This window comes from Micromonospora sp. NPDC000089 (genome assembly GCF_042899365.1).
Taxonomy (GTDB): domain Bacteria; phylum Actinomycetota; class Actinomycetes; order Mycobacteriales; family Micromonosporaceae; genus Micromonospora.
In genome coordinates, this window is sequence record NZ_JBIAZT010000013.1 from 1 (window position 1) to 22,020 (window position 22,020).

The 22,020-nt window shown below is 69.4% G+C and carries 19 protein-coding genes and 4 tRNA genes; 4 read left to right on the forward strand and 19 right to left on the reverse strand.

Features of this window, described 5'->3' with window-relative positions:
• Positions 1-133 precede the first annotated feature (133 nt).
• From ACFY3U_RS21645 to ACFY3U_RS21725, 17 genes are all read right to left on the reverse strand, one after another.
• Positions 134-4,021 (reverse strand): DNA-directed RNA polymerase subunit beta', encoded by a 3,888-nt coding sequence (locus ACFY3U_RS21645; protein WP_387204486.1) that lies wholly within the window; start codon positions 4,019-4,021, stop codon positions 134-136.
• 80 nt (positions 4,022-4,101) lie between these two features.
• Positions 4,102-7,533 carry a DNA-directed RNA polymerase subunit beta gene (locus ACFY3U_RS21650; RefSeq protein WP_387204488.1) on the reverse strand — a complete coding sequence of 1,144 codons (3,432 nt, stop codon included), beginning with the start codon at positions 7,531-7,533 and terminating at the stop codon, positions 4,102-4,104.
• Between the two features lie 551 nt (positions 7,534-8,084).
• Positions 8,085-8,474 (reverse strand): 50S ribosomal protein L7/L12, encoded by a 390-nt coding sequence (rplL, locus tag ACFY3U_RS21655; RefSeq protein WP_387204491.1) that lies wholly within the window; start codon positions 8,472-8,474, stop codon positions 8,085-8,087.
• Positions 8,475-8,528: 54 nt separating this feature from the next.
• A complete protein-coding gene (rplJ, locus tag ACFY3U_RS21660; RefSeq protein ID WP_387204859.1) occupies positions 8,529-9,077 on the reverse strand; it encodes a 50S ribosomal protein L10 in 549 nt (182 codons plus the stop codon).
• 317 nt (positions 9,078-9,394) lie between these two features.
• Positions 9,395-10,084: a hypothetical protein gene (locus tag ACFY3U_RS21665; RefSeq protein ID WP_387204494.1), complete on the reverse strand. Its 690-nt coding sequence runs from the start codon at positions 10,082-10,084 to the stop codon at positions 9,395-9,397.
• Between the two features lie 164 nt (positions 10,085-10,248).
• A complete protein-coding gene (locus ACFY3U_RS21670; RefSeq protein ID WP_387204497.1) occupies positions 10,249-11,091 on the reverse strand; it encodes an ATP-binding cassette domain-containing protein in 843 nt (280 codons plus the stop codon).
• Positions 11,092-11,171: 80 nt separating this feature from the next.
• Positions 11,172-11,888: a 50S ribosomal protein L1 gene (gene rplA, locus ACFY3U_RS21675; protein ID WP_387204500.1), complete on the reverse strand. Its 717-nt coding sequence runs from the start codon at positions 11,886-11,888 to the stop codon at positions 11,172-11,174.
• 79 nt (positions 11,889-11,967) lie between these two features.
• Positions 11,968-12,399, reverse strand: coding sequence for a 50S ribosomal protein L11 (rplK, locus tag ACFY3U_RS21680; RefSeq protein ID WP_387204503.1), 432 nt, complete (start codon positions 12,397-12,399; stop codon positions 11,968-11,970).
• Positions 12,400-12,586: 187 nt separating this feature from the next.
• Complete coding sequence (nusG, locus tag ACFY3U_RS21685) at positions 12,587-13,309, reverse strand: transcription termination/antitermination protein NusG (protein WP_387204506.1); 723 nt, start codon at positions 13,307-13,309, stop codon at positions 12,587-12,589.
• 38 nt (positions 13,310-13,347) lie between these two features.
• Positions 13,348-13,746, reverse strand: coding sequence for a preprotein translocase subunit SecE (gene secE, locus ACFY3U_RS21690; RefSeq protein ID WP_387204509.1), 399 nt, complete (start codon positions 13,744-13,746; stop codon positions 13,348-13,350).
• Between the two features lie 212 nt (positions 13,747-13,958).
• Positions 13,959-14,031, reverse strand: a tRNA-Trp gene (locus ACFY3U_RS21695).
• A gap of 117 nt (positions 14,032-14,148) precedes the next feature.
• Positions 14,149-14,541, reverse strand: a complete 393-nt coding sequence (locus ACFY3U_RS21700; RefSeq protein WP_387204512.1) for a MaoC family dehydratase — start codon at positions 14,539-14,541, stop codon at positions 14,149-14,151.
• Positions 14,542-14,544: 3 nt separating this feature from the next.
• Positions 14,545-14,991 (reverse strand): MaoC family dehydratase N-terminal domain-containing protein, encoded by a 447-nt coding sequence (locus ACFY3U_RS21705; RefSeq protein WP_387204515.1) that lies wholly within the window; start codon positions 14,989-14,991, stop codon positions 14,545-14,547.
• 127 nt (positions 14,992-15,118) lie between these two features.
• Positions 15,119-15,286 (reverse strand): 50S ribosomal protein L33, encoded by a 168-nt coding sequence (gene rpmG, locus ACFY3U_RS21710; protein ID WP_387204518.1) that lies wholly within the window; start codon positions 15,284-15,286, stop codon positions 15,119-15,121.
• Between the two features lie 133 nt (positions 15,287-15,419).
• Positions 15,420-15,492: transfer RNA gene (locus ACFY3U_RS21715), tRNA-Met, on the reverse strand.
• A 26-nt stretch (positions 15,493-15,518) separates the two neighbouring features.
• Positions 15,519-15,591: transfer RNA gene (locus tag ACFY3U_RS21720), tRNA-Thr, on the reverse strand.
• Positions 15,592-15,687: 96 nt separating this feature from the next.
• Positions 15,688-18,198: a putative bifunctional diguanylate cyclase/phosphodiesterase gene (locus ACFY3U_RS21725; RefSeq protein WP_387204521.1), complete on the reverse strand. Its 2,511-nt coding sequence runs from the start codon at positions 18,196-18,198 to the stop codon at positions 15,688-15,690.
• Between the two features lie 611 nt (positions 18,199-18,809).
• On the opposite strand from ACFY3U_RS21725, the gene ACFY3U_RS21730 reads away from it, so the two are divergent.
• On the forward strand, positions 18,810-18,980 hold the full coding sequence (locus ACFY3U_RS21730) for a hypothetical protein (RefSeq protein WP_387204524.1): 171 nt from the start codon (positions 18,810-18,812) through the stop codon (positions 18,978-18,980).
• Between the two features lie 746 nt (positions 18,981-19,726).
• Here the strand turns inward: ACFY3U_RS21730 and ACFY3U_RS21735 are convergent.
• Positions 19,727-19,810: transfer RNA gene (locus tag ACFY3U_RS21735), tRNA-Tyr, on the reverse strand.
• A 148-nt stretch (positions 19,811-19,958) separates the two neighbouring features.
• Here ACFY3U_RS21735 and ACFY3U_RS21740 point away from each other — a divergent pair.
• Complete coding sequence (locus tag ACFY3U_RS21740) at positions 19,959-20,453, forward strand: YajQ family cyclic di-GMP-binding protein (protein WP_387204527.1); 495 nt, start codon at positions 19,959-19,961, stop codon at positions 20,451-20,453.
• A gap of 184 nt (positions 20,454-20,637) precedes the next feature.
• Here ACFY3U_RS21740 and ACFY3U_RS21745 read toward each other — a convergent pair whose 3' ends face one another.
• Entirely contained in the window at positions 20,638-20,793 is a 156-nt protein-coding gene (locus ACFY3U_RS21745) for a hypothetical protein (protein WP_387204529.1), read from the reverse strand.
• A gap of 108 nt (positions 20,794-20,901) precedes the next feature.
• On the opposite strand from ACFY3U_RS21745, the gene ACFY3U_RS21750 reads away from it, so the two are divergent.
• The gene (locus tag ACFY3U_RS21750; RefSeq protein WP_387204532.1) at positions 20,902-21,411 is read left to right on the forward strand and encodes a SigE family RNA polymerase sigma factor; all 510 of its coding nucleotides are present in this window, start codon (positions 20,902-20,904) and stop codon (positions 21,409-21,411) included.
• The gene (locus tag ACFY3U_RS21755) at positions 21,392-22,015 is read left to right on the forward strand and encodes a hypothetical protein (protein ID WP_387204535.1); all 624 of its coding nucleotides are present in this window, start codon (positions 21,392-21,394) and stop codon (positions 22,013-22,015) included. The genes ACFY3U_RS21750 and ACFY3U_RS21755 overlap by 20 nt, the downstream gene beginning before the upstream one ends.
• The last annotated feature ends 5 nt before the right edge of the window (positions 22,016-22,020 follow it).

Consider the following 22,020-nt stretch of genomic DNA (forward strand, 5'->3'; position numbering starts at 1 on the left):
AACGCCTCGAAGAACCTCACCTTCAAGCCCTCAAAACCCACGATCCCCGCAACTCCCTGAAATACAGGGTGTTGCGGGGATCGCTAGAACCCGCGGTCGCCGGGGGCCTTCGTCATGCCAACTGCCCAACTGCCTAGCGGTACGACCCGAAGTCGAAGTCGTCCAGCGGCACGGCCTGCCCGCTGGCCGGCCCGAAGCCGTAGTCGCTCTCCGGGTAGCCGGTCATCGAGTAGACCTTGGCCTTCGCCTCCTCGGTCGGCTCCACCCGGACGTTGCGGTACTTGCTGATGCCCGTACCGGCCGGGATGAGCTTACCGATGATCACGTTCTCCTTGAGGCCGACGAGCGAGTCGCTGCGCGAGTTGATCGCCGCGTCGGTCAGCACCCGGGTGGTCTCCTGGAAGGAGGCCGCCGAGAGCCAGGAGTCGGTGGCGAGCGAGGCCTTGGTGATACCCATCAGCACCGGACGACCGGCGGCGGGCTCGCCACCCTCACCGACGAGCCGACGGTTCTCCGACTCGAACAGTGCCCGGTCGACCAGCACGCCCGGCAGGAACTCGGTCGAGCCGGAGTCGATGACCGTCACCCGCTTGAGCATCTGGCGGATGATGATCTCGATGTGCTTGTCGTGGATGAGCACACCCTGCGAGCGGTAGACCTCCTGGACCTCCTGGGTCAGGTGGACCTGGACCGCGCGCGGGCCGAGGATGCGCAGCAGCTCGTGCGGGTCGATGGGACCCTCGGTGAGCTTCTCGCCGACCTCGACGTGGCCGCCGTCGTGGGTCCGCAGCCGGACCCGCTTGGAGATCTTGTCGTAGACGATCTCCTCGCTGCCGTCGTCCGGCACCACGATGATCTTCCGGGACCGCTCGCCGTCCTCGATCCGGATCCGGCCCGGGGTGTCGGCGATGGGCGCCTTGCCCTTCGGGATCCGGGCCTCGAAAATCTCCTGGACCCGGGGCAGACCCTGGGTGATGTCCTCACCCGCAGCACCACCGGTGTGGAAGGTACGCATCGTCAGCTGCGTGCCCGGCTCACCGATCGACTGGGCGGCGATGATGCCGACCGCCTCGCCGACGTCCACGGTCTTGCCGGTCGGCAGCGAACGGCCGTAGCAGGCCGCGCAGACACCCAGCTTGGACTCGCAGGTGAGCACGCTGCGCACCCGCACCGTCTCCACCCCGGCCGCGACGATCTTGTCGACCCCGATGGAGTTGATGTCCTGACCCCGCTCGGCCACCACGGTGCCGTCCGGCCCCTTGATGTCGTCGGCCAGGGTCCGGGCGTGCACGCTGGTCTCGGCGTGCGTGTGCACGACCAGCTTGCCGTCGAGCCGCTCGCCGATCTGCATCGGGATCGCCCGATCGGTGCCGCAGTCCTCCTCGCGGATGATCACGTCCTGCGAGACGTCCACCAGACGACGGGTCAGGTAACCCGAGTCGGCGGTCCGCAGGGCGGTGTCCGCGAGACCCTTACGGGCACCGTGCGTGGAGATGAAGTACTCCAGCACGGACAGACCCTCCCGGTATGAGGCCTTGATCGGCCGCGGGATGATCTCGCCCTTCGGGTTGGCCACCAGACCACGGATCGCCGCGATCTGCCGGAGCTGGAGCAGGTTACCGCGGGCCCCCGAGTTGATCATCTTCCACAGCGGGTTCTCCTGCGGCAGCGCGGTGTCCATCTCCTTGGCGACCTCGTTGGTCGCCTTGGTCCAGATCTCGATGAGCTCGCCGCGACGCTCCTCGGCGGTCATCAGACCACGCTGGTACTGCTTGTCGATCCGGTCGGCTTCCTTCTCGTACCGCTCCAGGATCTCCCGCTTGCGCGGCGGAGCGATGACGTCCTCCATGCCGATGGTGACGCCGGACCAGGTGGCCCAGTGGAAGCCGGCCTCCTTGAGACCGTCCAGGGTGGCGGCCAGGGCCACCTTCGGGAAGCGCTCGGCGAGGTCGTTGACGATCGCGGAGAGCTGGCCCTTGCGGATCTCGTAGTTCACGAAGCGGTAGCCCTGCGGCAGCGTCTCGTTGAACAGGACCCGGCCCAGCGTGGTCTCCACGGTCACCGTGTCGCCCTCGGTCCAGCCCTCCGGCGCGACCCACGGCTCGGCGCCGGCGCCGTTGTCCACGCCGACGATGCCCTGCAGCCGGACCTTGACCGTCGCGCCCAGGCTCAGCTCACCGTTGTCGAAGGCCATCCGCGCCTCGGCGTCCGAGCTGAACGCCCGGCCCTCGCCCTTCTCACCGGGGGTGAGGTGGGTGAGGTGGTAGAGGCCGATGACCATGTCCTGGGTGGGCATGGTGACCGGCTTACCGTCGGCCGGCTTGAGGATGTTGTTCGACGAGAGCATCAGGATCCGCGCCTCGGCCTGGGCCTCGGCGGACAGCGGCACGTGCACCGCCATCTGGTCACCGTCGAAGTCCGCGTTGAACGCGGTGCAGACCAGCGGGTGGATCTGGATCGCCTTGCCCTCGACCAGCTGCGGCTCGAAGGCCTGGATGCCCAGGCGGTGCAGGGTCGGCGCCCGGTTGAGCAGCACCGGGTGCTCGCCGATGACCTCTTCCAGCACGTCCCACACGACCGGGCGCTGCCGCTCGACCATCCGCTTGGCGGACTTGATGTTCTGCGCGTGGTTGAGGTCGACCAGCCGCTTCATCACGAACGGCTTGAACAGCTCCAGCGCCATCTGCTTGGGCAGGCCGCACTGGTGCAGCTTCAGCTTCGGGCCGACCACGATGACCGAACGGCCGGAGTAGTCGACGCGCTTGCCGAGCAGGTTCTGGCGGAACCGACCCTGCTTGCCCTTGAGCATGTCCGACAGCGACTTCAGCGGGCGGTTACCCGGGCCGGTGACCGGCCGGCCGCGGCGGCCGTTGTCGAACAGCGCGTCGACGGCCTCCTGCAGCATCCGCTTCTCGTTGTTGACGATGATCTCGGGCGCGCCCAGGTCGATCAGCCGCTTGAGCCGGTTGTTCCGGTTGATCACGCGGCGGTACAGGTCGTTCAGGTCGGAGGTCGCGAAGCGGCCACCGTCGAGCTGCACCATCGGGCGCAGGTCCGGCGGGATGACCGGGACGCAGTCCAGCACCATGCCGAGCGGCGAGTTGCGGGTGTTGAGGAACGCCGCGACAACCTTCAGCCGCTTGAGCGCGCGGATCTTCCGCTGGCCCTTGCCGGAGCGGATGGTCTCGCGCAGGCTCTCGGCCTCGGCGTCGAGGTCCATGTTCTGGACCAGCGCCTTGATGGCCTCGGCGCCCATTCCGCCGGTGAAGTACTCACCGAAGCGGTCGCGCAGCTCGCGGTAGAGCAGCTCGTCGGTGACCAACTGCTTGGAGTCCAGCTTGCGGAAGGTGTCGAGCACCTCGTCCAGGCGGTCGATCTCGCGCTGGGCCCGGTCGCGGATCTGGCGCATCTCGCGCTCTCCGCCCTCCTTGACCTTGCGCCGGACGTCCGCCTTGGCACCCTCGGCCTCCAGCTCGGCCAGGTCGGCCTCGAGCTTGGCGGCCCGCTTCTCGATCTCCGAGTCGCGGCTGTTCTCGGACTGCCGCTTCTCGGCGAGGATCTCGTTCTCGATGGTCGAGAGGTCACGGTGGCGCGACTCGGCGTCCACGCTCGTCACGACGTACGAGGCGAAGTAGATGATCTTTTCGAGGTCCTTGGGAGCGAGGTCCAGCAGGTAGCCCAGCCGGCTCGGCACGCCCTTGAAGTACCAGATGTGGGTCACCGGAGCGGCGAGCTCGATGTGCCCCATCCGCTCACGACGAACCTTGGAACGGGTCACCTCGACGCCGCAGCGCTCGCAGATGATGCCCTTGAAGCGGACCCGCTTGTACTTACCGCAGTAGCACTCCCAGTCCCGCTGCGGACCGAAGATCTTCTCGCAGAAGAGCCCGTCCTTTTCCGGCTTCAGGGTGCGGTAGTTGATCGTTTCAGGCTTCTTGACCTCACCGTGGGACCACTGACGGATGTCGTCGGCGGTGGCGAGGCCAATGCGCAGCTCGTCGAAGAAGTTGACGTCGAGCACTATGTCCCCTATGTCGTCGTCTGTACTGCTAGCTAGTGGGTGCGGTCGGGAGCCGGTGAACCGGCTCCCGACCGATCACCTCAGACCTCTTCGACCGAGCTCGGCTCGCGCCGGGACAGGTCGATGCCCAGCTCTTCCGCCGCCCGGAACACCTCGTCGTCGGTCTCGCGCATCTCCAGGGCCACACCGTCGCTGGAGAGCACCTCGACGTTGAGGCACAGCGACTGCAGCTCCTTGAGCAGCACCTTGAACGACTCCGGGATGCCCGGCTCGGGGATGTTCTCGCCCTTGACGATTGCCTCGTAGACCTTGACCCGGCCCAGGACGTCGTCGGACTTGATCGTCAACAGCTCCTGCAGGGCGTAGGCGGCGCCGTACGCCTGCATGGCCCAGCACTCCATCTCACCGAAGCGCTGGCCACCGAACTGCGCCTTACCACCCAGCGGCTGCTGCGTGATCATCGAGTACGGGCCGGTCGAACGGGCGTGGATCTTGTCGTCGACCAGGTGGTTGAGCTTCAGGATGTAGATGTAGCCGACCGCGATCGGGTCCGGCAGCGGCTCACCGGAACGACCGTCGAACAGCTGTGCCTTGCCGGTGGAACCGATCAGCTGCTTGCCGTCCCGGTTGGGCAGGGTCGACGCGAGCAGACCGGAGATCTCCTCCTCGCGGGCACCGTCGAAGACCGGGGTGGCCACGTTCGTGTCGCCCTCGGACTCATGCGCCTCGATCGAGCGGAGCTGGCGCTTCCAGTCGGCGTCGTCGCCCTCGACCTTCCAGCCGGTCTTGGCCACCCAGCCGAGGTGGGTCTCCAGCACCTGCCCGATGTTCATCCGGGACGGCACACCCAGCGGGTTGAGCACGATGTCGACGGGCGTGCCGTCCTCCAGGAACGGCATGTCCTCGATCGGCAGGATCTTGGAGATGACGCCCTTGTTGCCGTGCCGGCCGGCGAGCTTGTCGCCGTCCTGGATCTTGCGCTTCTGGGCGACGTAGACCCGAACCAGCTCGTTGACGCCCGGCGGCAGCTCGTCGCCGTCCTCGCGGGAGAAGGTACGCACACCGATGACCGTGCCGGTCTCGCCGTGCGGCACCTTCAGCGAGGTGTCCCGGACCTCGCGCGCCTTCTCGCCGAAGATCGCGCGAAGCAGCCGCTCCTCCGGGGTCAGCTCGGTCTCGCCCTTCGGCGTGACCTTGCCGACCAGGATGTCGCCGGGGACGACCTCGGCGCCGATCCGGATGATGCCGCGCTCGTCGAGGTCGGCGAGCATCTCCTCGCTGACGTTCGGGATGTCGCGGGTGATCTCCTCCGGACCGAGCTTGGTGTCCCGGGCGTCGACCTCGTGCTCCTCGATGTGGATCGAGGTGAGCACGTCCTGCTGCACGAGGCGCTGCGACAGGATGATCGCGTCCTCGTAGTTGTGGCCCTCCCAGCACATGAACGCCACGAGCAGGTTACGCCCGAGCGCCATCTCGCCCTCGTCGGTGCACGGCCCGTCGGCGATGACCTGGCCGGCCTCGACGCGGTCACCCTCGAAGACCACCGGCTTCTGGTTGACACAGGAGCCGGAGTTGGAGCGGCGGAACTTGTGCAGCAGGTACGTCCGACGGTGGCCGTCGTCCTGGTGGATGGTGACGTAGTCGGCGCAGAGGTCCTCGACCACACCGCCGACCTCGGCGACGACCACGTCACCGGCGTCCACGGCCGCGCGGTACTCCATGCCCGTACCGACCAGCGGGGCCTCGGCCTTGACCAGCGGCACCGCCTGACGCTGCATGTTGGCGCCCATGAGCGCGCGGTTGGCGTCGTCGTGCTCGAGGAACGGAATCATCGCGGTACCGACGGAGACCGTCTGCCGCGGCGAGATGTCCATGTAGTCCACGGCAGCCGGCGGCACGTCCTCGGTCTCACCGCCCTTGCGGCGGCACAGCACCCGCTCCTCCGCGAACGAGCCGTCCGCGGTCAGTGGCGCATTGGCCTGCGCCTTGACGAACCGGTCCTCATCGTCCGCGGTCAGGTAGTCGACCTGGTCGGTGACCCGACCGTTGACGACCTTGCGGTATGGCGTCTCGATGAAGCCGAACGGGTTGACCCGGGCGAACGTCGACAGGTTGCCGATCAGACCGATGTTCGGGCCTTCGGGCGTCTCGATCGGGCACATCCGGCCGTAGTGGGACGGGTGTACGTCCCGGACCTCGAAGCCGGCTCGCTCCCGGGACAGACCACCCGGGCCGAGCGCGTTCAGCCGCCGCCGGTGGGTCAGGCCCGCCAGCGGGTTGGTCTGGTCCATGAACTGGGACAGCTGAGACGTGCCGAAGAACTCCTTGATCGCCGCCACCACCGGGCGGATGTTGATCAGGGTCTGCGGCGTGATCGCCTCGACGTCCTGCGTCGTCATCCGCTCCCGGACGACCCGCTCCATCCGGGACAGGCCCACCCGGACCTGGTTCTGGATGAGCTCGCCCACGGTACGGATCCGACGGTTGCCGAAGTGGTCGATGTCGTCGGCCTCGTAGCCCTCCTCACCGGCGTGCAGCCGGCAGAGGTACTCGACGGTGGAGACGATGTCGTCTTCGGTGAGCGTGCCGGTGGTGATCGGCACCTCCAGCCCGAGCTTCTTGTTGAACTTGTACCGACCGACCTTGGCGACGTCGTACCGCTTCGGGTTGAAGAAGAGGTTGTCGAGCAGGGTCTGGGCGTTCTCACGGGTCGGCGGCTCGCCAGGGCGGAGCTTCCGGTAGATGTCAAGCAGGGCCTCGTCCTGGCCCGCGATGTGGTCCTTCTCGAGCGTGGTCATCATCAGCTCGGACCAGCCGAACCTCTCGCGGATCCGCTCAGCCGACCAACCAATGGCCTTGAGCACGACCGTGACGGCCTGACGGCGCTTGCGGTCGATACGGACGCCGACGGTGTCACGCTTGTCGATGTCGAACTCCAGCCAGGCACCCCGACTCGGGATGACCTTGACGCTGGTGATGTCGCGGTCGGACGTCTTGTCCGGCTGCTTGTCGAAGTACACGCCCGACGAGCGGACGAGCTGGCTGGTCACGACGCGCTCGGTGCCGTTGATGACGAAGGTGCCCTTCGGCGTCATCATCGGGAAGTCACCCATGAACACCGTCTGGCTCTTGATCTCGCCGGTGGTGTTGTTGGTGAACTCCGCGGTCACGAACAGCGGCGCGCAGTAGGTCAGGTCCTTCTCCTTGCACTCCTCGATCGAGGCCTTGACCTCGTCGAAGCGCGGAGCGGAGAAGGAGAGCGACATGGTGCCGGAGAAGTCCTCAATGGGACTGATCTCGTCGAGGATTTCCGCGAGACCCGAGCGTGCATACGGGTCGTCCGCCGACCGGCCCTGCCAAGCCTCGTTGCCGACGAGCCAGTCGAAGGACTCGTTCTGGATGGCGAGGAGGTTGGGGACCTCGAGGTGTTCGGTGATCCTGCCGAAAGAAACTCGGCGGGGAGCGAAAGCGCTCGACGTACGACTGGTCTTCGCAGGGCGGGAAGCTGCCAAGATGCGTCCTTCCGAGGACCGGTGCTGCAGAACGGCTGGTACGCGTGCACTCCAATGACCCCACCAGAATTATCCACAATCGGACATTTCCGAGCAGGGGTCAAGTCGGAAGGCAGCGCAAACTAGCAGTGTAGCCGAGAGGCTAACCGCTGTCCAGCCCACCCCGCAGATCGTCGCGGAACGCGCCTCGAGACCCTGGAAAACGGGTCTCACCGGGCCGCTCGGAACGCGTCGTCCTGCCGGGCCGCTCGGGTGTCACGGCGACGGTGCTGCCGCTGCCATTACCCGAGAGGTGGCCGTCGCAAGCGCGGAAGGTCTTGCTGATGTCAGCGTGCCTGGGAGTCGGTGCCGCGTCAAGGGCTCGTCACTCCTCGCTCGGACTCTTTCCCCCGGGAACACCCCGTCGCCACGCCGGCCAGGGCGCAGCCCGCCCTGGTCACGCCGCTGTCACCAACGCACTGCGGGCGGTGACCCGTTGCCGGATCACCGCCCGCGGCGGTGCGGTGTGCCACGGCTCACGAGAGCCGGGCGCGCGCCTGGTCGTACCTCAATTACTTGAGGGTGACCTTGGCGCCCTCGCCCTCGAGCTTGGCCTTCGCCTTCTCGGCGGTCTCCTTGTTGACCTTCTCCAGGATGGCCTTCGGCGCGGACTCGACCGCGTCCTTGGCCTCCTTGAGGCCCAGGCCGGTCAGCTCACGCACGACCTTGATGACCTGGATCTTCTTGCCACCGTCGGCGTCGAGGATGACGTCGAACTCGTCCTTCTCCTCCTCGGCCGGAGCGGCGGCGCCGCCGGCGCCACCACCGGCCGCGGCGACCGCGACCGGAGCGGCGGCGGTGACCTCGAAGGTCTCCTCGAACTGCTTCACGAACTCGGAGAGCTCGATCAGCGTCATCTCCTTGAACGCGTCGAGCAGCTCGTCGGTGCTGAGCTTCGCCATGTTAGGCGTCCTTTCTGAAAAAGTTGACTAAGAACGTGGGTGCGCCGCGGGGCCTCAGGCCGCCTCGGCGCCCTCCTGCTCGCGCTTCTTGTCCGCCAGGGCGGCCGCCGCACGGGCGGCCTTGGAGAGCGGAGCCTGGAACAGGGCCGCGGCCTTGCTCAGGTTGCCCTTCATCGCGCCGGCCAGCTTGGCCAGCAGCACCTCGCGGGACTCAAGGTCGGCGAGCTTCGTGACCTCGGCCGCGGTGATGGCCCGGCCCTCGAAGACACCGCCCTTGATGACGAGCTTCGGGTTGGCCTTCGCGAAGTCGCGAAGACCCTTCGCCGCCTCGACGACGTCGCCCGAAACGAAAGTCAGCGCGGTAGGACCGGTGAACAGCTCGTCGAGGCCGGAGATGCCCGCCTCGGACGCGGCACGCTTGGCCAGCGTGTTCTTCGCGACCGTGTAGGTGGTTTCCTTGCCCAGCGAGCGTCGCAGCTGGGTGAGCTGGGAAACCGTCAGACCGCGGTACTCGGTCAGCACCGCGGCTCCCGCGGTGCGGAAGTTCTCGGTCAGCTCCGCGACGGCCGTGGCCTTGTCGGCCCGGATCGGCTTGTCCGCCATGTCCCTCCTCTCTCGTTGCTCGAGGCTGGCCACCGTCGGCGAGCGGGATGCTCCCGGCGGCGACGAAGGGCCTGCGACAACGAGAAAGCCCCGGCGCAGGGCGCGCGGGGCGAGGGCCGGCGAATCGACGTGGTCGGGAAGACCACGGGACGAGCCGAGTTACGCTTGCCGCCCTGCGCGGGTCGCCCGTCGTAGCGGAACCTTCGACCGTGCCCAGGCACGGTGACCAGCGGTCTCTGGGTGGAACTACCGCATCAGGTTACGGGACGTGACCCCGCATCGCCAAATCGCCCCGGCAGTGCTCCCGGTCACCCCTCTCAGGGGCGGGCCGCCCGCCGCCAGGCGTACCCGGCCAGCGCCACCACCGCCCAGGCCAGCGCCCAACCGGTGAACCGCAGACCGGCCGCCGGGTCCAGCGAGCCGGCGAGCGCCCGGGCGGTGGCCATCGCGGGCGGCGCGAGCCAGGGCGCTACCGAGCCGCTGAGCCCGAGCACCAGGGTGCCGACCGCGCCGACGGTCAGCACGGCCACGCCGTACCCGGCGGAGCGGGTGACCGCCCGGCTGGCCAGCGCGCCGAGCGCCACCGCTGGCGGCAGCACGAGCAGGTGGGCCCAGAGCCCCAGCAGGACCGCCGCCGGCACCGACCGCTGGCCGGCCGCCACGGTGGCGGTCACCCCGCCGACCAGCCAGGGGAAGACCAGCGCCACGGCGACCGTGGCCAGCCCGGCCAGCACCGCCGCGAGCAGCCCGGCCGCCCGCTCCCGGGCCGGGCCGACCAGCACCAGGGCCAACCGGCGCTGCACGTCCGGCTCCACGTCCAGCAGGATCTTGCTCTGCCAGGCCAGCACCGGGAGGAGCACCACCGCGGAGACGCCGTACGCCTCGGCCGGGCGGGCCTGGCCGCCGCCGTACAGCACGCCGAGGGCGAGCAGGCCGGCCAGGACCGGCGCCAGCGCCCGGCCGGTACGCAGGAACCCGGCCAGCCGCATCCGCACCAGCGCGCTCACGGGACCGACCTTTCGTTCGCGACTGCGGGGCTCGCAAGCTCACTCCTCGCGCTCACGGGACCGACCTTTCGTTCGCGACTGCGGGGCTCGCAAGCTCACTCCTCGCGCTCACCGGACCGGCCTTTCGTTCGCGACTGCGGGGCTCGCAAGCTCACTCCTCGCGCTCACGGGACCGACCTTTCGTTCGGGGAGGCCGGCAGGGCCGGGGCGGCCGATGAGTCCGCCACCGGGGGCGGGACGGGTGGACGCGGCGCAGCCGCCGCCGGGGGTGGGACGGGGTGTTCGCGTACCCCCAGGACGTGATGGCCCTCGGCGCGCAAGCGGGCGACGGTGCCGGCCACCCGCGCGGCCGGAACCGCGACCTCGACCACGGCGACGGGCTCCGGGTCGGCGGCGGCCTCCTCGGTGACCAATTCGTCGGCGACCGCCCAGCGCCGGGCGCCCGGCAGCCGGACCGTCTCGCCGCGGTGGTCACTGACCAGGACCGCTCCCCCGCCGGCCAGCACCTCGTCGACCAGCTCCGGGACCAGCTCGCGGGCGGCCGAGTCCAGCCCCTCCCACGGCTCGTCGAGCACCAGCAGCCCGGGGGTACGCAGCATCGCCTGGGCCAGGCCGACCTTCTGCGCGGTGCCCTTGGACAGCTCCGGCAGGCGGACCGAGTGGAACGGGGTCAGGCCGAGGCGGCCCGTCCAGCGGTGGACCGCCCGGTCGGCGTCCGCCCGGTCCAGCCCGGCGGCACGCCCCATCGCGGTCAGGTAGCGGGCGACCGTGAACGGCTGGTCGGCCGGGAAGCGCTCGGGCACCCAACCGACGTGCCGCGGCCGGTCGACCACCCGGCCGCGGACCGGCCGGAGCACCCCGGCGCACAGCTGCAGCAGGGTGGACTTGCCGGCGCCGTTGCGGCCGAGCACCACGGCCACCTCGCCCGGATCGAGCCGGACGCTCGCGCCGCGCAGCACCCACGGGTCGCCTCGGTGGTACCGGAACCAGGCGTCCTCCAGTCGCATGGGAGGAGCCTGCCACATCCGGACAGACGGCAGGGGCCCCGCCACGGTGCGTGGCGGGGCCCCTGCGCGGGAGTCGGGGCTCAGCCCTCGGCGCCGGACTCCTGGAGGTTCTTGACGATCTTCGGGTCGATCGGCACGCCCGGGCCCATCGTCGTGGTCAGGGTGACCTTCTTGACGTACGTGCCCTTGGCCGCGGACGGCTTGGCGCGCAGCACCTCGTCCAGCACGGCGGCGTAGTTGTCGATCAGCTGGGTCTCGGAGAACGAGGCCTTGCCGATGATCAGGTGCAGGTTGGAGTGCTTGTCCACCCGGAAGGTGATCTTGCCGCCCTTGATGTCCGAGACGGCCTTGGTGACGTCCATGGTGACCGTGCCCGTCTTCGGGTTCGGCATCAGGCCGCGCGGGCCCAGGATCCGCGCGATCCGGCCGATCTTGGCCATCTGGTCCGGCGTGGCGATCGCCGCGTCGAAGTCCAGCCAGCCGCCCTGGATCCGGGCGACGAGCTCGTCCGTGCCCACCTCGTCCGCACCCGCCGCGGCGGCCTCCTCGGCCTTCGCGCCGGCGGCGAAGACGATCACGCGGGCGGTCTTACCGGTGCCGTGCGGCAGGTTGACCGTGCCGCGGACCATCTGGTCCGCCTTGCGGGGGTCGACGCCGAGGCGCATCGCGACCTCGACCGTGGCGTCGAACTTGGTGCTGGTGGTGTCCTTGGCCAGCTTCACGGCCTCGGCGGGGGTGTAGAGCTTCGACCGGTCGATGACGTCGGCGGCCTTGCGGTACGTCTTGCTGCGCTGCATGTCTGACTACTCCTGTGGTTGCTGGCGGGCCGCGGTGCTCGCGTGCCCTCCCACGAACTGATCGGGTGGCTGACCGACGTCAGTCGTTGACGATGATGCCCATCGACCGGGCGGTGCCGGCGATGATCTTCGCGGCCTGGTCGATGTCGTTGGCGTTGAGGTCGGACATCTTCTTCTCGGCGATCTCGCGCACCTGGGCCTGGCTCACCGAGCCGACCTTCGTGCTCTGCGGCACGCCGGAGCCCTTCTCCACGCCGGCGGCCTTGAGCAGCAGCCGGGCGGCGGGCGGGGTCTTCAGCACGAAGGTGAAGGACCGGTCCTCGTACACGCTGATCTCGGCGGGGACGATGTCGCCCCGCTGGGACTCGGTCTGCGCGTTGTAGGACTTGCAGAACTCCATGATGTTCACGCCGTGCTGACCGAGCGCGGGGCCGACCGGCGGCGCCGGCGTGGCCTGGCCCGCCTTCAGCTGAAGCGTGAACGTCTTGACGAGCTTCTTCTTCGGAGGCATGTCACTTCCTGGGGCTTGGAACTGGGATATGCGCCGGCCGCGGGCGCGCACGGTCAGCGCGATGCGACGACGGCGACGTTCAAGAGTAGCGCAGCGTTCCGCGAACCCCACCGCCGAGGTCCGGCGGGCGGCGGAACGAGTACGCCGGCGGCGGGCCGAGGCCCACCGCCGGCGACCGGAAACCGGGTCAGATCTTGGCGACCTGGTTGAAGTTCAGCTCGACCGGAGTCTCCCGGCCGAAGATCGACACCAGCACCTTGAGCTTCTGCTGGTCGGCGTTGATCTCGCTGATCGTGGCCGGCAGCGAGGCGAACGCGCCGTCGGTGACCGTGACCGAGTCGCCGACCTCGAAGTCGAGGACCTTGATCTCGGGCTTGGCCTTCTTCTGCTCGGTCTCGACCGCCGGGGCCAGCCACTTCAGCACCTCGTCGAGGCTCAGCGGCGCCGGACGGTCGGCCCGGTCGGTCGCGCCGACGAAGCCGGTCACGCCCGGGGTGTTGCGGACGCAGGAGTAGGACTCGGCGGTCAGCTCCATCCGGACCAGGATGTAGCCCGGGAAGACCTTCGCCTGGACCTGCGACCGCTTGCCGTTCTTGACCTCGACCTCTTCCCGGGTCGGCACCTCGACCTGGTAGATGAAGTCCTCCATGTCGAGGGAGGTGATCCGGGTCTCGAGGTTGGTCTTGACCTTGTTCTCGTAGCCGGCGTACGAGTGCACCACGTACCAGTCGCCCGGGGCGTAGCGCAGCTTCTGGCGCAGCTCGGCGACCGGGTCGTAGTCCTCCTCCGGCGCCGGCTCGGTGGTCGGGAACTCCGGCTCGCTGGCGGCCTCGACCGACTCGTCACCAGCCGCCGTCGCCACCGTGGACTGGTCGTCCGTGGTCTCGGCGGTCTCGTCGTACTCAGGCACGCTCGCTCACTTCCGTCACTATCGGCTCAGTCGGCCGGTCAGCTGGGGTTGCCGAAGACCCACAGCACACCCTTCGCGAACGCGAAGTCGAGAAGGCCCACGATCGTCAGCATCACCGCGACGAAGGTGACCACCACGGCCGTGTAGGTCAGCAGTTCCTTGCGGGTCGGCCAGATGACCTTACGCAGTTCGGCGACCACCTCGCGGAAGAAACGCGCGATGCGGGCGAACAGCCCCACCCGGCCGGTCTCCGACCGGGTCTTCGGCCTGCTGTCGGCCGCGCCGGCGCGGGCCCGCGACCGGGTCGCCGTGCCGCCCCGGGAGACCGGCTCGTCCGCGTCGGCGGCGTCGTCGTCGGCGGTCACCTCGTCGTCGACGATCTCGTCGCGCAGATCGTCGTCGCCGGCGTCCTCGCCGCGCCGCTTACTCTCGGCCACTTCGCCCTCCGTCGCGGGATGTCGGGTCGTACGCCGGGTGGCGCACGCGGCGTTTGGTCACGCCGGCCGGACCAACCGTCCCGCGACGGGCCGCGGCCGGCGGACCGGACGGGAGCCCCGATGCCTCGGAACCACCCCGCCGGTGCCACCACCACGGGCCGGACGCCGCCGGTTCGGCGGCGCGACCCACGGGAACGGTCAGGCCTGAGGCGCAGGGGTGACAGGACTTGAACCTGCAGCCTGCGGTTTTGGAGACCGCTGCTCTGCCAATTGAGCTACACCCCTGTGCGGGAATGCTCGCCCCACTCGACCCACGAGGGTCGGGCAGGGTTCACTTACCCCACGGCGGACCAGTGTACGGGTAGCGCCCCGACTTTCCCAACCGGTCCCGCCCCCGGGGTCTCAGCCGGTCGTCCGCACCGTCGCGCGGGCCTGCGAGAGGACCTTCACCCCCTGGCAGGTCGCGGTCAGCTCGAGCCTGGTCAGGCCGTCCTCGGTGACCTCCTTGACCACTGCGGAGATCTCGAGCTCGGTGCCCTGCTCGTCGTCCGGGACGACCACCGGCCGGGTGAACCGGACCCCGAAGTCGACCACCGCGTCCGGCCCGCCGGCCCAGGTGGTGACCGCCCGGCCGACCAGCGCCATGGTGAACATGCCGTGCGCGATCACCCCCGGCAGCCCGACCCTGGTCGCCGTCCGGTCGTTCCAGTGGATCGGGTTGAAGTCGCCCGAGGCGCCCGCGTAGCGGACCAGGTCCGCCCGGGTGATCCGGTACGTCTGCGTCGGCAGTTCCACGGCTCAGGCCTCCCCGCGTACGACGATCTTGGACCAGACGGAGACCACCGGCTCGCCGGCCACCGTGCGCACGTCGGTGCGGGTGGTCAGGAAGCCGTGCCCGCCCCGGGTGGTGACGTCCTCGATGGTGTTCACGCAGACCAGCTCGTCGCCGGCCACCACCGGGCGGGTGTACGCGAAGCGCTGGTCGCCGTGCACCACCCGGCTGTAGTCGACGCCCAGCGCCGGGTCCTCGACGATCTGCCGGCTGGCGGCCATGGTGACCACCACGGGAAAGGTCGGCGGAGCGACCACGTCGGGGTGGCCCAGGGCGCGCGCCGCCTCCGGGTCGTGGTGCGCCGGGTCGGTCAGGCCGACGGCGGTGGCGAACTCGCGGATCTTTTCTCGGCCCACCTGGTAGGGGGCGGTCGGCGGGTAGCTCCGGCCGACGAAGGACGGGTCCAGGGACATGCCGCCGAACCTACACGGAAAGCACGAACGCCGATCCGTACGGGACGGGCGGCGGAAAGCCGCGCCATCCGTACGGATCGGCGTTCGGGTGTCGCTCGGGGACCGGGCCGGCGCTGCCGGCCGCAGGTCAGCGGGTCTCGCGGTGCGTGGTGTGCTTGCCGTCCCGGGGGCAGAACTTCTTCAGCTCGATGCGGTCCGGGTCGTTACGGCGGTTCTTGCGCGTGATGTAGTTGCGCTCCTTGCACTCCACACACGCCAAAGTGATCTTCGGCCGGACATCGGTCGCCTTCGCCACGGCGGAGTGCCTTCCTCGCTACGGATAACAACTACGACGCATCAGCCTACGCGGACGATGCGCGGACATGCAAAGTGGGCGCCTGTGGCGCCCGTCCCACCGACCCAACGGGACGAAGCCCGGAGGACGAGAGTAGCGGTGGCCGGACTTGAACCGGCGACACAGCGATTATGAGCCGCTTGCTCTGCCATCTGAGCTACACCGCCGCAGGCGGGTCCAGCCGGACCCTCTGAGCCCCCTTACGGAATCGAACCGTAGACCTTCTCCTTACCATGGAGACGCTCTGCCGACTGAGCTAAGGGGGCCTACCCGATCACCCCGGAGGGCGTCGCGCAGGGGATACATTACACGGCCCCACGCAGGGGACGAAATCGGATCCCCCTACCCGGCGTTCGACCTGATCACGGCACGACGCGCAGCCGGGGCGGCTCCCCCACCGAGATCATCTCCGGGTCGAGCCGGGCGCCGTACCAGGCCTCCAACCGCTCGTACGGCAGCGGCCGGCTGAACAGGAAGCCCTGGCCGATCTCGCAGCCGATGTCCTGCAGCAGCTCGAGGGTCAGCTCGCTCTCCACGCCCTCGGCCACCACCGCCAGGCCGAACTGCTGGGAGAGCGTCACCACCGCGTTCACGATGGCGAGGTCGCCCGGGTCGGTCGCCATGCCCTGCACGAACGAGCGGTCGACCTTGACCTCGTGCACCGGCAGCCGGCGCAGGTGGGCCAGCGACGAGTCGCCGGTGCCGAAGTCGTCCACCGAGAGCCGCACCCCGAGGTCGCGCAGCCGGCGCAGGGTCGGGATCGGCCGCTCGGTGCCGTCCAGCACCCCGGCCTCCTTGATCTCCAGCGTGAGCCGCTGCGGCGGCACGCCGTACTCCTCCAGCAGCTCTCGCACGTGCACCGGGAAGTGCTGGTCGGTGAGGCTGCGGGCGGAGACGTTGACCGCGATGGCCAGCTGCTGGTCGCCGTGGCTCCAGTCCCGGCTGCGACGCAGCCCCTCGCGGAGCACGAACTCGGTGAGCCGGGCGAGCTGACCGGTGTGCTCGGCGACCGCGACGAAGTCCTCCGGCGCCACCGTGCCGTGCGCCGGGTGCTCCCAGCGGGCCAGGCACTCCACCCCCACCAGGCTGCGGTCCCGCAGGGTCACCTTCGGCTGGAAGTAGACCTCCAGGCCGCCCTCGTCGAGCGCCCGCCGCAGGTCGCCGGCGAGACCGAGCCGGCGCAGCGACCGGGATTCCAACGCCGAGTTGAACAGCTGCACGCTGCCGGGCACCGCCTTGGCCGCGGTGGCGGCCAGGTCCACCCGTTGCAGCAGGGCCGCGGCGTCGCTGCCATGATCCGGGTGTACGGCCACCCCCACCGCGGTGTCGACGTCCAGGGTGAGCGCGTCGAAGACCATCTCGTCGCGGATCTGCTCGCGCAACTGCTCGGCCAGCCCCACCGCCGCCTCGGCGCTCTCCAGCCGCAGGGTCACCAGGAACTCGTCGCCACCGACCCGGCCGACCAGGGCCGAGGAGGGGGCGCAGGCACGCAGCCGGTCGGCCACCTCGCGCAGCACCTTGTCACCGGCGGCGTGGCCGAGCGACTCGTTGACCTGGCGCAGCCGGTCGACGTCGAACAGCAGCAGCGCGACGACCTCGCCCGGCGCGCGGATCTTGACCGCCTCGGTCAGCGCGTCGCTCACCCGGCGCCGGTTGGCCAGCCTGGTCAGCGTGTCGTGGTACGCGTCGTGCTGTAGCCGGTCGACCAGCCGCGAGTTCTCCAGGGCGACCGCGGCGTGCGCGGCGACCGTCTCCAGGACCGCGACGTCCGGCGGGCTGAACTGGAGGGAGCCGCCGAGCCGGTTCGTGATCTCCAGGGTGCCGATCACCACCGGGCCCGACCGCAGCGGGACCGCCACCGTGTCCTTGACTCCCCGCTGGTCCAGCAGGGGACGGAACTCGGCGTCGACGGCGAAGTTCCGGCCGACCGTCACCGGCCGACCGGCGTCGATCACCTTCTGCCGCACCTCGGACGGGGTGACCACGGTGTCGAGCAGGCCCGGGTCGTCCACCCGGGCGGTCAGCAGGATCTCCGGGTGCCGGCCCTGGGCGGGCAGCCAGAGGGTGGCGTACTCCGCCTGCATCAGCGACCGCAACCGGCCCAGCAGCGCGTCGGCGAGGGCGCCGTTCTGGCCGCTGGCGACGATCGCCCGGCTCAGCTCGTACATGCCGGTGAGGGTGCGGTGCTGCTGGAAGAACTCGGCGTAGGACCGGTAGACCACCACGAGGCCGGTCGCCAGGGCCGCCAACGGCACCAGCGACCACCAGGTCTCCTGGATGAGGATCAGCACGATCAGACCGGCGGAGAGGTTGATCCCCGCGGTCAGCAGCACGGAGGGCACCGCGCGGATCGTCTCCCGACCGGCCTTCCAGCCCTGCAGGAGAGTGTGCACCGCGGCGACCGAGGTGATGCTGACCAGGATCACCATGCCGACGGCGAGGCTGATGCCGAGCCACGCCACCGGCCCGAGGCCATGACGTGGCAGCACGATGGTCAGCACCAGGGTGCCCAGCGACGTGCCCGCCGCGGCGCGAGCGACGTTGAACCACAGCTTCGGCGCCACCATCCGATGGCGCAGATGGGTGATCAGCGAGGCCAACGTGTAGATGACCACGACCGTCAGCGGTGGCAGGAAGTGCAATGCCAACACCAACGGAACCTCGGTCAGCGTGATGCCGAGCGACTGCCGGCGAACCACCACGCCCACCAGGGGGGATCCGGCCACCACCATGACGACCAGCAGCAGGCCGGCCGGAAGCCACTCTCCCAGGGAGGGACGGGCAACGAGCCCGGTGAGGGTGGCGCACCCGATGGCGAGCAGCACCAGGGGAGCGGTGATGATCCAGGCGTCCTCAGAGGACCTACGCTTCATTCAGTCGCGCTCGCTCATTCCGCTCCTGCCCGGATGGTCACTTCCGGTGACCCGGGTGCATCGCGTCGCGAGCGGACGACTCACGACGCGGCGACCGGTCAGAACCAGACCACGTCCACAAGGTGGACATCGCCGGCGGTGGCGCCGACGAAGGCGCTGATGGCGACGGAGAGCATGAGGAATGAGCCAAACAGTCGGCCCAACCTACGACCAGACATGATTGCTCCTGTCAGATGAAAGCGCCGGGGGTGTGGAGACTCCACGATCGTGCCACATCGCCCCTGGCCCGGGAAGCAGCGAACGGCCGCTCGGAGCCGAGCGGTGGGGAGGTTCCGCCGTTCGGTCCACCGCCTCCGGCACCCCCGGCCAGATCAGCGCCGCTGGCCCCCACGAGCCGCTCCATCCACTGCGGATTCCGACCTTCGCGGCAAACCAGCCCGCCGTGGACAAGGGCGAGCGTCGACCACACCAACCATTGGCCACCATACATGTCACGTCTTCCCGCCCCCCAGGGGCGACGGCCGGCAGTTTTCCGACAGGCGCGTCCTGCCGCCGCGCGGGCCAGTCGCCACCTACCCCTCCGACGCCTCTCGGCGGTCCCAGTGGACCACGTGTCGGTCGATGACCTCTCGTACCTGACGACGAAGGTTCGGATGGTTCAGGTCGGCCACCCCTTCGGCCACAGAGACCGCTTCAAGGAAGTCGTCCCGACGGATCTCCTCCGGCGGCAGGCAGAAACCCAGCTTGGTGCACGGCTCGTACAGGGGTCGTCGAACCTCTGAGCTCTGGTCAGCGCGTCGGCTCACCAGGGCATCGGGCCGGCGTACGCCCGGAGTCGACAATCCCGACGCCACGTCACGCCACGCCACGCCGCTCCCGCCCCGCCCGTCATCCGTGATCAACAAGTCGGCGAAGAGCCCAGCGATCACGCCGAGGTTCTCAGCGAGACTCCGACCCCTTGAACAGGAGTAACTACTGTCTGCACCTGTGGATAACTCGGGTTATCCACAGATTTGCTCGCCGCCCACCGGATCCGCCTGATGCTCCCCCATGCTTCTTCAACACATGAGGCCGCAGGGGAGAGACAGAGCATGAACGATCAGCAGGAGACACAGGTTGCGAGTCAGGGCAGGATCCGCACCGTACGCGAGGTGGTCCATGACATGGCGGGGTTGATCACGGCCCTGGCGGGACTGGTCGCAGCCATCACGAGCATGATCGTCGCCTTGACTGCTCACCGATAGGGCACACCTACCAGCCATCCGGTTTGCCTGGCTTCCGCCGATCCACGCGACCGCATCGACAAGCACGCACCGCTTCTCACGGCTGGACCGACAGCCGCGGTCTCTTCGGCTCGGTCGTCCATGGTCCGGCGGTCCACTCGAGCAACGCGCGTCCACCACAGGAGGTGCCTGCAACCCGGCGCTGGCCGATCGGCCGGGCGGCGACGGGAAGCGGCGGCGACGGCAGCAGACATGACGAAGGCCCTTGACAGGCGTTTCCGCTTGTCAAGGGCCTTGTCGCTGCCTGGTGGCGGGTAGAGGATTCGAACCTCTGTAGCTTTCGCGACGGATTTACAGTCCGCTCCCATTGGCCGCTCGGGCAACCCGCCAGGGCGTTGCCATCGCGCTCTCACGCGGCGGCGGAAGCAAGAATAGCGGTTGCCCCCGGGCCGGCCGCAAGCGGGTACCGTCAGGAGGTCGTGCGCTGGTCAGCGCGCGACGGCACAGCTTTGACCGCCGGACAGCAGGAGCATGATCATGGCAGCGAACCCGTCGTTCGACATCGTGAGCAAGGTCGACCGTCAGGAGGTCGACAACGCCCTCCGCCAGGCGGAGAAGGAGCTCTCGCAGCGGTTCGACTTCCGCGGCACGGGCGCCGAGATCTCCTGGTCGGGCGAGGAGGCGATCAGCGTCCAGGCGGAGACCGAGGAGCGGGTCAGCGCCGCGCTGGACGTCTTCAAGGAGAAGCTGATCAAGCGGAACATCTCGCTGAAGTCCCTGGACGCCGGCGACCCGCGCTCGTCGGGCAAGGTCTTCAAGATCGACGCCAAGGTGATCCAGGGCATCGACCAGGAGAAGGCCAAGGCGATCAGCAAGAAGATCCGCGACGAGGGCCCGAAGGGCGTCCAGGCGCAGATCCAGGGCGACCAGCTGCGGGTCACCGGCAAGAAGAAGGACGACCTGCAGGCCGTCATCGCCCTGCTCAAGGGCGAGGACTTCGGCATCGCCCTGCAGTTCGACAACTACCGGTAGGGGCAGCCCGCCGCGTCCTCGCGGCCCGGGCATGCATCCGGTACCTGGGTACGGGCCTGCCGTCGGAGTATGAGTGACCGACATGCCACGACGGATGGCTCCTGGGTACCGGATGCGTGCACCCTGCCGACGGCCGAGCTGCCGCCGCGACTCGCCGGCCGTGAGTCGTCCTGCTGGTCGTTCCTCAGCGCGAAAAGATGAACAGCAGTACCACGGTCAGGATCGCGCTGATCAGCAGTGATCCGAGGCAGCCGGTCCGGTTGGAGAAGAAGAGAAACACCATCGGGTTGTACCCAGCCGTCGACGCCTGATACGCCGCGGATCGGAGCAACCCGGTCACCTCGTCGAGTGGTCGGGGTCGGCATCTCGATGTTTCCGGCCCGCGATGTAACCCCCCTGGGCCGCACGGGGTGTCCTGCTGTGGAGAGTCCCGCAGGAGGAGATGCCCATGGACGGGTCCGACGACTTCGACGCTTTCTACGCGGCTACGGCGCGCCGCACGGTGCTGCATGTCTACGCGCTCTGCGGCGATCTCGGTGAGGCACAGGACGCGGCGCAGGAGGCGTACGCCCGGGCCTGGCAGCGGTGGTCGAGGCTGCGCGGGTACGACGATCCCGCGGCCTGGGTGCGCACGGTGGCCTGGCGCCTGTCGGTGAACCGGTGGCGCGGCCTGCGCCGCTGGGCGGCGGCCCGGGTCCGGCTGGGGCCGGCTCCCCCGGTGCCCGGGCCCACCCCCGACCGGGTGGCTGTGCTGGACGCGTTGGCGGCGCTGCCCGAGGCGCAACGGCGGGTCGTGGTGCTGCATCACCTGCACGGCATGTCGGTGGCGGCGATTGCCGCCAGCACCGGCATGCCGGCCGGGACCGTCAAGGTCTACCTCTCCCGGGGGCGCGCCGCGCTCGCGGTGCTGCTGTGCGACGAAGATCTGGAGGACGCCGATGTCGTCACGAATCGTTGAGGAACTTGCCGGGCTGGAACAGGACGTGGCCGCGCTGCGCCTGGCCCCGGCGGCGGCGGTCCGGGCCCGTGGGCGAGCCCGGAGCCGGCGCCGGACCGCGACCCTGACCGGGGCGGCGGCCGCGATGGCCGTCGCCGGAACCGCCCTGCCGGGGATGATCGGCAATGGGATGCCGGCCGAGCCGCCCAGCCAGGTGGCCGCCGCGCCCTCCCCCGCCTGCACCCGGGAGCCGACGCCGCTGAAGGCTCGGCGGCCCCCTGTCCCCGCGCCGGCTGTGCCCTCGGCCGGGGCGTCGAGCAGCAGTGTCGGCGGCCAGCGCCCGGCCGGGAAGCAGATCACGGCGCACGTCAACCTGACCGCGCAGGCCACCGACGAGCAGCGGATCCGGATCGAGGCGACGCTGCGCGAGTCGGGGGTGAAGGACCTGCTGGTCGCGGTCAACCACGCTGGGGTGTGCGACGACGCGGACCTGACGGCGATCCCTCCAGAGCGACTGCCGCAGGTTCTCGTGGCCTACCTCGACGACCCGGGCGACTTCGCCCGGGTCGACCGCGCGGTGCGGGACCTGCCGGGGGTGGACGAGGTGCTGCTCATCCAGGGCTGAGCACC